The following is a 14,255-nucleotide window of genomic DNA, read 5'->3' on the forward strand; positions in this document are numbered from 1 at the left end:
ATCTGCGCTCCCGACGGAAGCGCTCGAATCCCACTACTCATCCGGGTATCGCTGCCGGCGACCACACAGCTGACGCGGGCGACTGGTAGATTGCTGAGAAGCTGGTCGGTTGACTAGCAGCGTAGGGGCCGGTGGGGCACTAGGGGCGGCTCAATTCCCAGTTCCAGTGCGCCACCGGCCTTCTCGAGAACGCCGTCGCCGACGCTCCGCCTTCATAGCTGAAGGGTCGCCCACACTAGCACATCTCCGTAACCATGCGTAACAGCAACGTTGACGCCGCGCCTGAGCAAGATGCGGATGGCCCAACCCGATGCCATCGCGTTCGGTCGAGCCTCTTCTGGTGGGCCGCTGACCTCCGTTCGTAAAACGATCAATGCGGGCAATCCGCTGGCACAGCGGCGTCGAACTATCGAGCGGTCACGTATTCGCTCGAGGGGGAGTGCTGGAGTGCAGATGTTCGTCAGCGGCCGGGGTCCACGCGGGTGGCACTGGACAACGCGCTGTGTGAGGTCACCCGGCATTTGGGCGTCGACCCGCCAGGGTTGCTCGCACACGTCGCGATCGGATCCGCAGTGCACGAGACCCAGGCCCAGTAGCCGAGATACCGCTGGCCGAGCCATTGACGTTGTTTTTCGCGCGATTACTACCGGAACCCCGCGTTGTACGAACGAGCGACCGCGGTGAAGGCCTCCTTCGGTTCCCATGCCATGTCCGGATAGGTATCGCCGTATTCGTCCTCCAGGACCTTGACGATGCCGAGGCTGGCGAGGTCCAGGTCGTCGCGGGGATCACCGTCGGGCCGGTGCGGGTGGCTGTGCAGCGCGAAGAGGAATACGAAGGCGCTGTCGACGCCTTCGCTGTCGAAGATCTCCAGCAGTTCGGACAGGTAGGCGGCTTGTCCGGCCTCGTCCCGAACGAAGTTGCCGTTCAATCGAATCGGGGCACCGCCGGCGTCGTATTCGACGATCTTGTTGCTGCGCGGCGCGATATCGGCCGCGCCTTTCCAGGTCGCGGTGCCGAAACCGGTGATCGCCAACGGCTTTCCCTGCGCGACCAGGTCGCGCACCCCGGCCTGGAACTGCTCGGCCACCTCGGCGGAGCGAATGAGTTCGATCGACATGACTGATCTGCAACGCGCCGCACTCGCCCCGCTCGTGCCCGCGCTCGAAGACGCGGACATCAGAGCAGGTTCCGCAGAGCGTGCGCAGCCCAGTCACGCTCGCCCCTAGGGGCTTCGGCCGGGATCCATGGGAGCAGGCGCCGATCTGCTTCTGATCCTCGAAATCGCTTGCGGCGACTCCCGACTCGCCACCGGTCAGGAAGTCCACCAGGACATGACGAACGCCGCGATCGACAGGGCGACGAAGGCGACGGCCACGGCAGCGGCCAGCCGGGTGTTCCAGCGCTGGAGGCGATCCACGCCGACGAAGGCGGCGCTGATGAGCAGGATCGGGATCACCGCGGGAATGATCAAGGCCACCAGGGGCCCGAGAATCCATCCGGCCTTTCGGAATTTGCCCCACGTCGAACCGAGTAGCAGCGGGATCACGATGGCCCCGGAGAAGCCGCCGATCAGCTCATGCCAGATGTCGTTGCCGAGCCAGGGCACGCCGGGGATGCCAGGGACGTCGATCAGGTCCAGGGTGCACCAGAGGCCGATCAACAGGATCAGCAAGCCGGTGCCCCACAAGGCGATTCGGTAGTGCCACTTGCGCAGCGGGGACCAGTCGACCTGGTGTCCGAGGTGCATGGTCGCCGCGGTCACCGCGGCCCAGATCATCCAGCGGCGGATCAGGCCGGTGCCGGTCTTGGCCATCGCGTCGCGGAAGATGCGGTCGGCGTCGTCGCGATGAATGACCCGCTCGGCGATGTAGCTGGCCGGTTCGTCGCCGTTGAGCACGAGGCCGTCGTGCAGGATCGCGGCCGGCAGGTGGGCGCCCGTTTTCGGCACCAGCCAGGTCAGGAAAGCGGGGACCGAGGTGAGGTCGGTGGTCCAATGCTCGAGGTCCGCCGGGACCAGGATGGTGCCGAACCCATCGGGTGCGTCGTCTTCATATCCGATGCGCCGCAATAGCCTGAACGATTCACGACGGGTCACCGCGTTGTAGGTCCGATCCAGCATGATCGTGAGGTCGGGTTGCGGCGCGGGTGCGGGGGCGGTGGGCGGCGGCGCGGGCTCGGCCGGTTTGTTGACCACCACGGCGGTGGGACCGACCTCGGCCGCGGCGACCGCGGCCGGCGCTTGCCCCGCGTCGTAGAAGGATCCGGTGCCCTGCTCATCGTTGAGCTCCATCGTCTCAGGGTGACACCGGAAGGCAACGGTTCAGGTCGATATTCGGCGAAGCGGCGATCAAGAAGACCGCTGGTCGGCGCGTCGTTCGTATCCCGGCCGGGCGCGTCGGTGTGCTGTCCGCAGCAGATCTCGAGCGGTCGCTTCGGTGGCGCTCGCCGGGTTCACCACCGACAGCCACCCCGCGGTGCCGTACACGGGGTGCGGGATCCAGGTGTCGAACTCGCTCGCGTCGACGGGATGGTCGTCGAGGTCTCTCGGACCGTATCCGAGTGTGGCCGTGAAGCCTTCGCGTCCGGCGTTGACGTTCAGGCGGAAGGCGCCGGGGCGGTCGAGGTCCGACGTCGTGTCGTCGGGATAGTTCTTGGTCACGATGGTGGCGAAGGGCTGGGTTCGGGTGGGCACCTGGCCGTCGGGGGCGTAGTAGAAGAACGTGTCGCCCCAGGACAGTTCCGGGAAGTTGCTGTCCGGGCCGGGTGCGAGGGTCAGGACGCCGTCCAGGGTCTCGATGAACTCGGTGATCTCGTCGATATCCATGAGTTCTATCGTCACCTTGAAGTGCTTGTGGAGACTTGGGCAGTCAAGGTGGAGGTCGCTGGGTGGAAAGTCGCAACTCGGGGTCGTTCCGTACCGCCGATGTCGCCCGCAGGTCCGGGTACTCGGTGCAGCAGATCCGCAATCTCGAACGCGACGGGGTGCTGCCGCCGACGACCCGCAGCGAGACCGGGTATCGCGCGTACCGCGAGGTTCACGTGGTGTCGGCGCGGGCCTATCGCGCGCTCGCCGCGGGTGTGGGGCCGGTCGACGCCAAAGCGATCATGCGCGCCGCTCACTGTGACTCCCCCGCCGCGATGCTCGAACTCGTCGACGCCGCGCACGCCGCCTTGCACGCCGAACGCCGCGATCTCGCGGCGACCCGGGCCGCCGTGCGGCATATCAGCGACGAACCGATCACCGATGTGCGCCAGTCGGATTCGATGACCATCTCCGAGCTGGCCGATGCGATCGGCGTGCGACCTTCCACGCTGCGGCATTGGGAGGCCATGGGCCTGTCGAGTCCTCAGCGCGGTGACACCCGAGACGCCCGCATCTACACACCCGCGGATGTCCGCGACGTCCGCATCGTCTACCAACTCCGCCGGGCCGGTTACGGCATCCCAGCCCTGCGCGCCCTCATGCCCGAGCTTCGGGACACCAGTCGCCGTCAGGACGTCCTGACCCGCCTGGCCGCGCGCGATCACGCCATCGAATCCCGCTCCCGAGCCCTCCTGGCGGGTGCGGCCGAACTCGACGCTCTCCTGACCCGCCCCCGAACCGCGATGACATAATCGGCCAATGACCGACGCAGAGCGGATCAACTGGGACCACCTCAAATCCCGCCAGCCCACCGACGCCGACCGCAGCGCCCTCCAGACCGCCCTGGTCGACCGCGCCCTCGCGGTCAAACAGCACGGCTGGGATGACTATCGCGACACGTGGACCAGCACCGAACTCGCCGACGTCGCCTACCTCCTCCAGGACACGGCCGTCCTCGAGGAACTCGAAGAACCCGAGGGCTCGGTCCTCACCCGCTACGCTGGCAACCTCTACGGATTCAACGGCGCCCGCAAGGACATCGCCGCCGGCCTCGTCGGCACCCAGGAATGGTTCACCGCCGCCCGCAAGGCCCTGGCAGCCCGCGAGCGATAGCGAACTTCATGACCGGGACGAACCGTCCACTCGTGTTCCTGGACGTCGACGAACCGCTGATCCCGTTCGGAGGGAAGCAGCCCGGCGCCGTGGAATCGCTTCTCTCCCACACCGACAGCGGTTCCAACCCGCTGGAGGACCGCTTCGACCCGGAGCTCGGCCCCTCACTGGCAGTCCTGCGATGCGAAACCTGTTCCTTGTCGGATCAAGCGCGGTCGTGGGGTTGGAGCGCGGCGTCGAGTTCGGACAGGAGTTTCTTCTTCGATCGTGCGCCGACGAGGGTGCGCACGAGCTCGCCGTCGCGGAACAGCAAGAGTGTCGGCTGCGACATGATGGCGTATTCGCGGACTGCCAAAGGGTTTTCGTCGGTGTTGAGTTTGTAGATGGTCAGGGCGTCCGCTCGTTCCGAGGCAACCTCCGCGAGCACCGGCTTGATCATGTGGCAGGGCGGGCACCATTCGGCCCAGAAGTCCACCAGGACGGTCCCCTGCTGGTCCAGGACCTTCTGCTGGAAGGTGTCGTCGGTGATGGAGGCGATCTCGGTCATCTGGGGTCCTTCGTGCGTCGGCGCTTCGGGGAGTGGGCCCGCGGTTCGGCGTGCGGCCTCATGGAGTCGCTGGACAAGGCCGTCTCTGCGGGCGGTGAGGATGTCGATCTGGGTGGTGAGATCGGTGATGGCGCGGTGGTATTCGGCGAGGGATTCGGGGCAGTCGTCGCCGTGTTCGCTGCCCGCGACCAGGCAGTCGAGGAAGGGGCGGGTTTCCTCTACGGGGATGCCGAGGCGGTTGAGGGAGCGGATTTCGCGGACGAGGCGGATGGTGTCGTCGTCGTATTCGCGGTAGCCGTTGGCGTGGCGGGTGGGGGCTACGAGGCCCAGGGACTCGTAGCGCCGGATCGCTTTCGGGCTGACTTCGGCCAGTCGGGCGAGTTCACCAATCCGCATGGTGGTGAATCTAAACGCTGCCCCCAGGGGCAAGGTCAAGACTTGGGGACGAAGCGGCCCGAGTCAGCCCTCGGGCCGGATCGCTGTCGAGATCTGCGCGACCAACCGCGATGGCCGGTCCATGTCGGCTTGGGCCTTGCCGCTGGTGAGGATCGCGCCGGAGAGGCTGCGTGCCGGATCGGCCCAGCCGTACTGGGTGGTCAGTCCGCTGCGGCCGAAGTGGGAGCCGGTGTCGGGGCCGAATTTGGAACGGCGGGCGCCCAATTCGTAGCCTCCCACCGAGACCCGGCCCGCCACGCCCGGGAGCCAACGGGCCGGGCGGGTCGCGGCGTCCAGGGTGTCGGGGCGCATGATCCGGACACCGTCGAGTTCACCGCCACGGGAGAGGATTTCGTAGAAGCGCGACAGCTCGGCGGCGGTGGTGACGAGGTTGCCGGAGGGGAGTTCCGCGGTCAGGAAGGCGCGGGCCGCGGATTCGTCGGTGGGGCCGGACAGGCCGCCGCCGAGGGCGCGCCCGGCGAGGTGACGCCATACCTTGGACGGTCCGGGGCCGACTCGCACGCTGGGGACCACGCTGTCGACGTCCTCGGGCCGGACACCGAAGTTGTTCCAGCGGAAGCCGAGCGGTTCGAGGACCTGCTCGCGCAGGTGGTCTCGCATGGCCCGCCCGGTGGCGCGCTGGACCAGCAGTCGCTGGATCAGGCCGGCGGTCATGGCGTGGTAGACGCGGAATCGGTTGGGCCGCCAGCTCGGAACGAGATCGGCGAGGCCGCGCACGGCGAGCTCCTCGTCGAGGACGAGTTCGGAGCCGCGGTAGGGCGGGGTGATGAACGGGACGCCCGCGGAGTGCGACATGACGTCGCCGATGGTGATGCGGTCCTTGCCGTGGCCGCTGAACTCGGGCACGTGGTCGCACACCCGGTCGTCCAACGTGAACGCGCCCTGTTCGATGAGCATGAACATCACGGCGGCGGCGACGCCTTTGGCCGTGGAGAAGCCGCAGAACGGCGAGTCGGGCGTCACCAGTCGCTTGTCGGCATCGGGCGCGTCCTTCGGCGCGTTGCCCCAGCCGTACCCGATGGCCCGGTTCAGCACGATGTGCCCGCGGTGGCGCAGGCACACCTGGATGGCGGGCGTGGTGCCCATCCGATACCAGTCCTGCACGGACCGCCAGATCGCCTCGATGTCGCCGCCCGTGAGGCCGGTGTCGGCGGGGTCGGATTCGGGACCGATCGTGGTCACGGCGTCGAGGTCGGGGGCGATCCGCACCAGCGCCGTCATCGGAGGGGTCATGCGACCAGCATAGGGAGATCTTGGTTCCCAGGAAGCTCCCAGCTCGGAGCCAGGGTGTTCACCGGCTGGCCGGACACACTCCCGCGGTGAGTCGATGGCGGCCGACCACTGGGTAGTGGTCCGCTGCAGCAAGGTCACCCTCGCCTCAGGCCCCCCCAGCGTCGCGTACAGCATCGGCATCAGGTGGAGGTCGGCGTATCGGCCGCCGAGGAACATGCCGATGCCGAACAGCACCAGCAGCCAGGTGACCGAGCCGTCGGAGAATCCGGCGACCTGGGTCATCATCGGGGCGATGTAGGTGATGGCGGCGAAGACTCCGCCGAAGCCCAGCACGGTCATCGCCATGGCCATGGCCATGGCCATGGCCAGCATCACCTGGACATTGCGGAGCGCGGCGAATTCCTGTCCCAGCCGGGCGGTTTCGGGACGCGGTAGGGCGGGCACCAGCTTCGCGATGCCGATCAGTCCGGCCACACCGACCGCGGCGACGATGACGAAGGTGGTCCGCCAGCCGATCGCCTGGCCGATGAAGGTGCCCAGCGGCACGCCGACGATATTGGCGATGGTGAGTCCGGTGAACATGGTGGCGATCGCGCCGGCCTTCTTGTCGGGAGCGACGAGTTCGGCCGCCACGACCGAGCCGATGCCGAAGAACGCGCCGTGGGCCAGTGAGGCGACGATGCGCCCGGTGAGCATGACCGCGAAGCTCGGCGCGACCGCCGAGATCAGATTGCCGACGATGAACAACCCCATGAGCAGCATGAGCATTCGCTTACGGGAGATCTTCGTGCCGAGCACGGTCATCACGGGCGCACCGGCCACGACGCCGAGCGCATACCCGGTGACCAGCAGGCCCGCGGTGGGAATGGTGACGCCGTAGTCACCGGCGATCTGGGGCAGCAGGCCCATGATCACGAACTCGGTGGTTCCGATCCCGAAGGCCCCGATGGTCAGGGCGAAGATTGATGACCAGGCAATTCGGGCGGAGCACGGATTCCGGCAACCACCAGACCGTGCGGTATGCGAACATATGTTCGTGTCCGCCACCGACCCGAGAAGCGCTGACCGCCGCGAGCGCGCGGCGATTCTGCACGCCGACTTGGACTCGTTCTACGCGTCGGTGGAACAGCGGGACAATCCGCGACTCCGCGGTCGACCGGTCCTGGTGGGCGGCGGAGTCGTGCTGGCCGCCAGCTACGAGGCCAAGGCATTCGGGGTGCGGACGCCGATGAATCTGCGTCAGGCGATGAGCCTGTGCCCGAACGCGATCGTGGTGCCGCCGCGGATGTCCGCCTATTCCCAGGCCAGCAAGGCGGTGTTCGAGATCTTCCGGGACACCACACCCGAGGTCGAGGGCATCTCCATCGATGAGGCGTTCCTCGACGTGGCGGGCCTGTGGCGGATCGCGGGAAGCCCGGTCGATATCGCGCGCGGACTGCGGGAGCGGGTGCGGGCCGAGGTCGGGTTGCCGATCTCGGTGGGGGTGGCTCGGACCAAGTTCCTCGCCAAGGTGGCCAGTGCGGTGTCCAAACCGGATGGGCTGCTGGAGGTTCCGCCGGACAAGGAGCTGGAGTTCCTGCATCCGCTGCCGGTGGAACGATTGTGGGGCGTGGGCGCCGTGACCGCCCGGGAGCTGCACGAGCGCGGAATCACCAAGGTCGGTCAGCTCGCCGATATGGGTGAGGGACCGCTGGCCGCGGTCCTGGGCCCGGGTGTCGGACGGCACCTGCACGCGCTGTCGTGGGCGCATGATCCCCGGCGCGTGGACACCGGCCGGAGGCGGCGGTCGATCGGCGCGCAACGGGCCATGGGGCGGCGGTATCGCAGCGACGAGGAGCTCGAAGCGTATCTGCACGGACTGGCCGATCGGCTCGGGCACCGACTGCGCACAGCTGGACGGGTGTGCCGAACAGTGGTGTTGCGCATGCGCTTCGACGACTTCACCCGCGCCACCCGCTCGCACACTCTCCCGGAGGCCACCGACAGCGGCACGGCGATCCTGCGTGCGGCGCGCACGCTGCTGGAGACGGCGTTACCCCTGATCAAGGAGCGCGGCGGGCTCACGCTCATCGGTCTGACCCTGACCAATCTCGATCGGGCCGACAGCATGCAGTTGTCGCTGCCGTTCGAGGCGCGCGCGGAATCGACCCTCGATTCGACGCTGGATGCGCTACGGGATCGATTCGGTGCCGGCACGGTCACCCGCGCGGCGCTGCTGCGGAAGGGCGAAGGGCTGTCGGTGCCGATCCTTCTGGACTGATCAGTCGTGTTTGGCGGCGCGGGTAGCCTGTGACGCATGGCTCTCGACCACGGTGACCCCGGCGACGCTCCCTCGATTCCGCCGCCGCTGACCCCGATCGTGAACACCACGCGGCCGTCCGTGGCCGATGAGGCCAGAACTGTTGCCGCGGTGACGAATACGGCTACCTTGGCGACGTTGTCCGCCGACGGCGGACCCTGGGCCAGTTTCGTCACGTACGGGTTGCTCGAGGGTCAGCCGGTGCTGTGTGTGTCCCGGATGGCCGAGCACGGCCGCAATCTGGCGGGCGACCCGCGGGCCAGCGTCTCGATCGTCACCCCGGATCTGCCCGAGGATCCGCTGGCCGGAACGCGATTGACGCTGGCCGGCGTCGCCGAACTGCCCGAGGGCACGGAGGCGATCGCCGCTCGCGAGGCGCATCTAGCGGCGGTCCCGGCCGCCAAGACCTACATCGACTTCAGCGATTTCACGGTGTGGGTCCTGCGCGTGCAGCGGGCCCGCTGGGTCGGTGGCTACGGTCGGATGGATTCGGCGACGGCCGAGGAATACGCGGCGGCTCAGGCCGATCCGATCATTCCCGCCGCGGCGCGGGCGATCGCTCATCTCAACGATGATCACGCGGATGCCCTCCTCGACATGGCGCACGCGCGCGGCGGGTACCCGGATGCGACGGCCGCGATCTGCGAGCGTGCCGACCGGTTCGGACTGGATCTGCGGGTGACCACGCCGCGCGGCATCGCCGTGACGCGGATCGGCTACCGCCAGCCCATCGACGCGATCGCCGAATTACGTGCGGCGACAGTCGAATTGGCGCGAGCCTCGCAGGACGAGCTATGACCCACATCGCCGTCGGTCAGGCGCCTGAACTGGGTCGCGTCGCGAACGGCGATCAACACCCCCATGGACAGCGAACGTCTTTCCAGCGTTGCGAAGACGCGCAGACCGCACGACAGTCCGCCACCTTTGGGGGATGATTGGGCCATGTCGGACAAGCCGTCTGTGCTCGAGCATCATCGGATGCCGGAGCATGACGCCATGCGCTTGTCCGGCACGGTGGAAGCCATGCTCTGGACACACCGCAACTGCGTCGAGGGCGACGGCAACACCGAGCAATCCTGTGGACGACGTGCGCAACTGCTCGAACTGCGCACCCAGCACGGCTGGAGCTGGCCGCTCCCAAAACCTGACGCGGCCTGGCGACTGCAGCCCTGACCCGGCGCCGGACACGCGAAACGGGGTCTGCCGCAACGGGAACGCCCTCTCGATCTAGGGTCGAGGGCATGCCGGAACCGACCGAGATCAGCGAGCGCCCGCCCGGGGATCAGTCCGCGGTGATCGCGGTACCCGACGAAGTGCGCGGCGAACTGCGGCGCGGAGTACGCAGTGTGCTGGTCGACGCGGCGGCCCTGCGGCTGGTGCGGGACCGGTTCGACGAGGTGCAGGCGGAGTCGCTGCGCCGGTATCTCGAAGCGTCGCAGTCGGCGAACACCTTGCGCGCCTATCGGACCGATTGGATCGCCTGGGCGGCGTGGTGCTCGGCCGAATCGCGGCAGGCGCTGCCCGCCGACGCCCTGGATGTCGCGGTCTATCTGGCCGCGGCAGCCGACGCGCGCCGCGAGAACGGTGAATGGGCGTTCAGCGCGGCCACTTTGGAACGGAAAGCCGCCGCGATCGCCGCGGTCCACGCCGCCAACGGGCTGCCCTCACCGACGCGCGCTGACGTGGTGCGCCTGACCCTGCGCGGTATGCGGCGCACGCGTCGTACCCGTCCGAAACGCAAGCGTCCGGTGCTGTTGCACACGCTCGACCAACTGCTGGGCGAACTGCCGCCCGCCGAGTGGCCCACCGAACCGGCGCGCCGCCGCGACACCCTGCTGCTGCTGGTCGGCTTCGCCGGAGCGCTGCGGCGCAGTGAGATCGCCGCGCTACGGGTCACTGATGTCAGCGTGGCCACCGACCACACCACCGGCGAGCCCCTGCTGCTGATTCAATTGCCCGCCACCAAGACCGATGCGACCGGCGTCAACGAGCAGCGCGTGGCACTCCCCCGCGGGCAACGCCCGCACACCTGCCCGGTGTGCGCCTACGCCGACTGGACCCGACTGCGGGAGGCGCACGCTTCCGGCGATCTCCGCACGTGGCTGCGCACCACGCCCGCCGCCGATCCGAACTTGCACCGCTGCCACGGCTTCACCGGCACCACCCTCGCCGACCCGGATCTGCCACTGTTTCCGTCCATTTCCCGCCACGGTGGACTCGCCTCGACCGCCATGTCGGGCCGTGCGGTCGCCGAGCTCGTCAAACGCTACGCCGCGCGCGCGGGCCTGGACCCGGCTCTGTTCTCCGGCCACTCGCTGCGCGCTGGCTTCGCCACCCAGGCCGCCCTCGGCGGTGCGAGCGACCGCGAGATCATGCGTCAGGGCCGCTGGTCCAATCCCCGTACCGTGCACGGCTACATCCGTACCGCGAATCCGCTCGAGGACAACGCCGTGACCAAGTTGGGCCTCTAGCGGGGCATCGATCCGGGCGGTCGGTTACAACCATTGCCGAATACACGGCGCGAATTCTGTGACGCGCAACTCGTTGAATGAGAAAACGCCGGTTTCGGCCAGTGAGCCAGCTCACCGCGGGTGGACCTCATCGGCCGTGAGCTGGTCTTATCAATGACGTAGATTCGTTTCAGATTGTCTGGGTCCCGGATCGATCGCCGGGCCGATGCCTTCCGCCGCCGCGGCATCTCCATTCCGCCGACGGCCCAAAGCAACAGGAATCCATAGTCATGCGTCTGATGACCGCACCGTCGGAGGAAACAATTCGTGCCGCGCTGGAAATGGCACGGGAAGCACCGCTGATGAACGGCGCTCTGCCGTGGATCTGGTGGCTGAAAGGCGCGTCCCTGCATATTCGCATCGAGGACGCGCCGGTTTCCGAGATCATCGATCCGGCCTCGCATCGTGCGAGCATGCTCGGCCACGGTGCGGCGCTGCATCATCTGCGGACGGCTTTGACGGCGTTCGGATGGTCCTCGGCCGCCGTGCGGATGCCGGACCCCTTGGACGCGAATTACCTTGCGGTTCTTCATCTCGCGCCGGCGACCGCCAACCGCGATCAGATCACCCTGGCGGGCGCGATCTTCCAGCGGCAGTTCCAGCACAATCGCTTCCGGCCGTGGGCCATGCCGCCCAACCTGATTCGCTCCATCAGCGGCAGCACCGCGGGCACTCGTGCGGCCGCCCGACGCGTTCCCGACGGCCTGCGCCGCAACCTGTCCACCGTGTATCGCACCGCCGCCGACCGCAATACCGAGTACGGGGACTTCCTCACCGGCGTCGCGGGTCGCATCGATCAGCGTGACCTGGCCGCCAGGCCCGAGCAGCAGACCTGGGCCTCCGCCCGCCCGCTACTCGCGCCCGTCCCGGACTCCGACGACCCGTTCAACGATCGCGACCCCGACTCGGCGGAACTCCTGATCCTCTGCACGCCCTCCGACGACGCGATCTCTCATCTGAACGCCGGCGAGGCGGCCAGCTCCATCCTGCTGACCGCCGCCCGCAACGGCCTGGCCAGCTCGCTGCTGTCGCAAACGATGAAGGTCCCCGAAGTCCGTTCCGGCCTGCGCGACACCCTCCTTCACGAGTGCGCCTACCCGCACGCCCTCATCCGCCTGGGCCGTCCCGACCAATCCGATGCCGGCGGCCGCTACGTCCAGGCCCTCCCGGGTATGAAGTCAGCGGCCTGACGAGTCGGGCAAGCGGGTTCAACCGACAACTTGATTTGTCTTGACAAAATTATTTGTCGGTGCGAAGGTTGAGCCATGCTCGACGTCGCAGTGATCGAAGAACCCGCAGCGGCAGAGGCGTCCCTGGACCCGATCCGGTCTCGGATCCTCGCCGCGCTCGCCGAACCAGGGTCGGCGGCCATGCTGGCCGGACGGCTGGGGCTGCCGCGGCAGAAGATCAACTACCACCTCAAGGAACTGGCCCGGCACGGGCTGGTGGAGTTGGTGGAGGAACGCCGCAAGGGCAACGTCACCGAGCGCGTATATCGCGCTACCGCAGCGTCTTACGTGATCTCGCCCAGTGCGATGGGGGCGGTCAGTCCCGATCCGGCGCGCTCGCCCGATCAGCTGTCGGCGCGGTGGCTGCTGGCGCTGGGGTCACGGCTCGTCCAGGAGGTCGGGTCGCTGCTCAGCGGTGCCGCGCGGGCGCAGCGGCGGGTCGCGACATTCGGGATCGACGCGCAGGTGCGGTTCGCCTCCGCCGCCGACCGGGCCGCGTTCGCCGAGGAGCTGGCCGATGCGGTCACCTCGCTGGTGAGCCGCTATCACGACGAGTCCGCACCGGCGGGCCGCAATCATCGGGTGGTGGTCGGGATGCACCAGATCCCCGACGCCGCCACCGAAACCGTAGCAGGACAGGGGAACTGACCATGGGACATCCGTTCGAGCTCGAACTGGAGGAGCATCTGCCGGCCACCCCGGAACAGGTGTGGGAGGCGATCGCGACCGGGCCGGGAGTCGACTCCTGGTTCATGGGGCGCAACGAGATCGAGGCGCGCGAAGGCGGGGTCTCGGCCATGGAGACCGGCGGGCAGCGGGAGGAAGCCGTGATCACCGCCTACGAACCGGGTAAGCGGCTCGCGACCCGCACCGGGACCGACGAGGACGGGCGGTTCATGGCCTTCGAGTATCTGATCGAGGGGCGTGAGGGCGGCAGCACCGTGTTGCGGGTCGTGCACAGCGGCGTGCTGGGCGACGACTGGCAGGACGAGTACGACGCGCTGCGGCGGGGCTGGCCGTTCCACCTCAATACGCTGCGTGAATACCTCCGCTATTTCCCGGGGCGGATCGCGGTGCCCGTATTCGGTGTCGCGACAGGCTCTTCCGGCCGCGCGGTGCGGGATGCGCTCATCGAGGCTTTGACGCTGCCGACGCCGCTTGTGGCGGGCGCGCAGGTGCACGCCTCCCCCACCGGCCTGCCGCCGATCGACGGTGAGGTGGTGTGGGCCGACGACGAACGGTTCGAGATCCGCACCGCTGACGGCCTCTACACCTTCCATCAGGCCCCCACCGGTCTGGCCCTGATGTTCCACCACCTGTTCGGCCCCGACACCGACGGCGCCGAAACCGCTTGGCAGCACTGGCTCACCGCCCTGGTGAGCTGAACCCGACACGACGATCACCCCGCACCCCAGATATCAAGGAGAACAGCATGCGCACCCTGATCAGCACCGCCTTCGTATCCCTCGACGGCGTCGTGGAGGGCCCCGGCGGCGAACCCGGCTACCGAAACTCCGGATGGACCTTCAAGGACATCGCCTTCGTTCCCGAGGCCTACGAGATCAAGGGCCGCGAGCAGGAGGAGTCGGCGGCGATCCTGCTGGGCCGCACCAGCTATGAGGCGTTCAGCCCCGTGTGGCCGGATATGGAGGACTTCGCCGGCTACAAGGTGATGCCGAAGTACGTCGTCTCCACGACCCTGAACGAGGACGACCTGGTGTCCAACTGGGGCGAGACCACCATCCTGCGTTCCATCGACGAGGTCGCCAAGCTCAAGGACTCCGAGGGTGGCCCGATCATCGTCCACGGCAGCGCCACCCTCAACCGCGGCCTGTCGGACGCGGGCCTCATCGACCGCTACCACCTGCTCGTCTTCCCGCTGCTGCTGGGCGCGGGCAAGCGACTGTTCTCCGGCACCGACAAGGATGTCCAGAAGCTGAAGCTGGTCGAGTCCGAGACCTACGCCAACGGCATCCAGAAGAACGTCTTCGACGTCGTGCGC

General features: G+C 67.9%; 15 protein-coding genes. 10 read left to right on the forward strand and 5 right to left on the reverse strand.

Features of this window, described 5'->3' with window-relative positions; translation table 11 throughout:
• Nucleotides 1–643 precede the first annotated feature (643 nt).
• The 3 genes from ACFV4K_RS10550 to ACFV4K_RS10560 all read right to left on the reverse strand — a co-directional run bounded on the left by ACFV4K_RS10550 (nucleotide 644) and on the right by ACFV4K_RS10560 (nucleotide 2,827).
• Nucleotides 644–1,120, reverse strand: a complete 477-nt coding sequence (locus tag ACFV4K_RS10550; protein ID WP_379273812.1) for a hypothetical protein — start codon at nucleotides 1,118–1,120, stop codon at nucleotides 644–646.
• A gap of 195 nt (nucleotides 1,121–1,315) precedes the next feature.
• On the reverse strand, nucleotides 1,316–2,293 hold the full coding sequence (locus ACFV4K_RS10555; protein WP_379273814.1) for a DUF1353 domain-containing protein: 978 nt from the start codon (nucleotides 2,291–2,293) through the stop codon (nucleotides 1,316–1,318).
• Between the two features lie 57 nt (nucleotides 2,294–2,350).
• Entirely contained in the window at nucleotides 2,351–2,827 is a 477-nt protein-coding gene (locus ACFV4K_RS10560) for a DUF6194 family protein (RefSeq protein ID WP_379273816.1), read from the reverse strand.
• 62 nt (nucleotides 2,828–2,889) lie between these two features.
• On the opposite strand from ACFV4K_RS10560, the gene ACFV4K_RS10565 reads away from it, so the two are divergent.
• Both ACFV4K_RS10565 and ACFV4K_RS10570 read left to right on the forward strand, forming a co-directional pair.
• Nucleotides 2,890–3,618, forward strand: coding sequence for a MerR family transcriptional regulator (locus ACFV4K_RS10565; RefSeq protein ID WP_379273818.1), 729 nt, complete (start codon nucleotides 2,890–2,892; stop codon nucleotides 3,616–3,618).
• Nucleotides 3,619–3,625: 7 nt separating this feature from the next.
• Nucleotides 3,626–3,979 (forward strand): hypothetical protein, encoded by a 354-nt coding sequence (locus ACFV4K_RS10570; RefSeq protein WP_379273820.1) that lies wholly within the window; start codon nucleotides 3,626–3,628, stop codon nucleotides 3,977–3,979.
• Nucleotides 3,980–4,184: 205 nt separating this feature from the next.
• Here the strand turns inward: ACFV4K_RS10570 and trxA are convergent, their stop codons facing one another.
• Together trxA and ACFV4K_RS10580 are read right to left on the reverse strand one after the other, a co-directional pair.
• Entirely contained in the window at nucleotides 4,185–4,922 is a 738-nt protein-coding gene (gene trxA / locus ACFV4K_RS10575) for a thioredoxin (protein ID WP_379273822.1), read from the reverse strand.
• 63 nt (nucleotides 4,923–4,985) lie between these two features.
• The gene (locus ACFV4K_RS10580; protein WP_379273824.1) at nucleotides 4,986–7,262 is read right to left on the reverse strand and encodes an MFS transporter; all 2,277 of its coding nucleotides are present in this window, start codon (nucleotides 7,260–7,262) and stop codon (nucleotides 4,986–4,988) included.
• Between ACFV4K_RS10580 and dinB the strand changes: the two genes are divergently transcribed.
• From dinB to ACFV4K_RS10620, 8 genes are all read left to right on the forward strand, one after another.
• Nucleotides 7,246–8,475, forward strand: coding sequence for a DNA polymerase IV (gene dinB / locus ACFV4K_RS10585; RefSeq protein ID WP_379273826.1), 1,230 nt, complete (start codon nucleotides 7,246–7,248; stop codon nucleotides 8,473–8,475). The genes ACFV4K_RS10580 and dinB overlap by 17 nt on opposite strands.
• 36 nt (nucleotides 8,476–8,511) lie before the next feature.
• Complete coding sequence (locus tag ACFV4K_RS10590; RefSeq protein ID WP_379273828.1) at nucleotides 8,512–9,312, forward strand: HugZ family protein; 801 nt, start codon at nucleotides 8,512–8,514, stop codon at nucleotides 9,310–9,312.
• 144 nt (nucleotides 9,313–9,456) lie between these two features.
• Nucleotides 9,457–9,687 carry a hypothetical protein gene (locus tag ACFV4K_RS10595; RefSeq protein ID WP_379273830.1) on the forward strand — a complete coding sequence of 77 codons (231 nt, stop codon included), beginning with the start codon at nucleotides 9,457–9,459 and terminating at the stop codon, nucleotides 9,685–9,687.
• A gap of 68 nt (nucleotides 9,688–9,755) precedes the next feature.
• Nucleotides 9,756–10,985, forward strand: a complete 1,230-nt coding sequence (locus ACFV4K_RS10600; protein WP_379273832.1) for a site-specific integrase — start codon at nucleotides 9,756–9,758, stop codon at nucleotides 10,983–10,985.
• 278 nt (nucleotides 10,986–11,263) lie between these two features.
• Entirely contained in the window at nucleotides 11,264–12,214 is a 951-nt protein-coding gene (locus ACFV4K_RS10605; RefSeq protein WP_379273834.1) for a hypothetical protein, read from the forward strand.
• Nucleotides 12,215–12,289: 75 nt separating this feature from the next.
• Complete coding sequence (locus ACFV4K_RS10610; protein WP_379273836.1) at nucleotides 12,290–12,901, forward strand: ArsR/SmtB family transcription factor; 612 nt, start codon at nucleotides 12,290–12,292, stop codon at nucleotides 12,899–12,901.
• A gap of 2 nt (nucleotides 12,902–12,903) precedes the next feature.
• Nucleotides 12,904–13,638: an SRPBCC domain-containing protein gene (locus tag ACFV4K_RS10615; protein ID WP_379273838.1), complete on the forward strand. Its 735-nt coding sequence runs from the start codon at nucleotides 12,904–12,906 to the stop codon at nucleotides 13,636–13,638.
• Nucleotides 13,639–13,685: 47 nt separating this feature from the next.
• Nucleotides 13,686–14,255, forward strand: a 570-nt coding sequence (locus ACFV4K_RS10620; protein WP_379273840.1) for a dihydrofolate reductase family protein, incomplete at its 3' end; no start/stop codon positions are given.

Source organism: Nocardia sp. NPDC059764 (genome assembly GCF_042732555.1).
GTDB lineage: Bacteria > Actinomycetota > Actinomycetes > Mycobacteriales > Mycobacteriaceae > Nocardia.

Coding starts and splice junctions, on each gene's coding strand:
- ACFV4K_RS10550 (WP_379273812.1), bottom strand. CDS start 1,120: ATGTCGATCGAACTCATTCGCTCCGCCGAGGTGGCCGAGCAGTTCCAG.
- ACFV4K_RS10555 (WP_379273814.1), bottom strand. CDS start 2,293: ATGGAGCTCAACGATGAGCAGGGCACCGGATCCTTCTACGACGCGGGG.
- ACFV4K_RS10560 (WP_379273816.1), bottom strand. CDS start 2,827: ATGGATATCGACGAGATCACCGAGTTCATCGAGACCCTGGACGGCGTC.
- ACFV4K_RS10570 (WP_379273820.1), top strand. CDS start 3,626: ATGACCGACGCAGAGCGGATCAACTGGGACCACCTCAAATCCCGCCAG.
- trxA (WP_379273822.1), bottom strand. CDS start 4,922: ATGCGGATTGGTGAACTCGCCCGACTGGCCGAAGTCAGCCCGAAAGCG.
- dinB (WP_379273826.1), top strand. CDS start 7,246: ATGTTCGTGTCCGCCACCGACCCGAGAAGCGCTGACCGCCGCGAGCGC.
- ACFV4K_RS10590 (WP_379273828.1), top strand. CDS start 8,512: ATGGCTCTCGACCACGGTGACCCCGGCGACGCTCCCTCGATTCCGCCG.
- ACFV4K_RS10595 (WP_379273830.1), top strand. CDS start 9,457: ATGTCGGACAAGCCGTCTGTGCTCGAGCATCATCGGATGCCGGAGCAT.
- ACFV4K_RS10600 (WP_379273832.1), top strand. CDS start 9,756: ATGCCGGAACCGACCGAGATCAGCGAGCGCCCGCCCGGGGATCAGTCC.
- ACFV4K_RS10605 (WP_379273834.1), top strand. CDS start 11,264: ATGACCGCACCGTCGGAGGAAACAATTCGTGCCGCGCTGGAAATGGCA.
- ACFV4K_RS10610 (WP_379273836.1), top strand. CDS start 12,290: ATGCTCGACGTCGCAGTGATCGAAGAACCCGCAGCGGCAGAGGCGTCC.
- ACFV4K_RS10615 (WP_379273838.1), top strand. CDS start 12,904: ATGGGACATCCGTTCGAGCTCGAACTGGAGGAGCATCTGCCGGCCACC.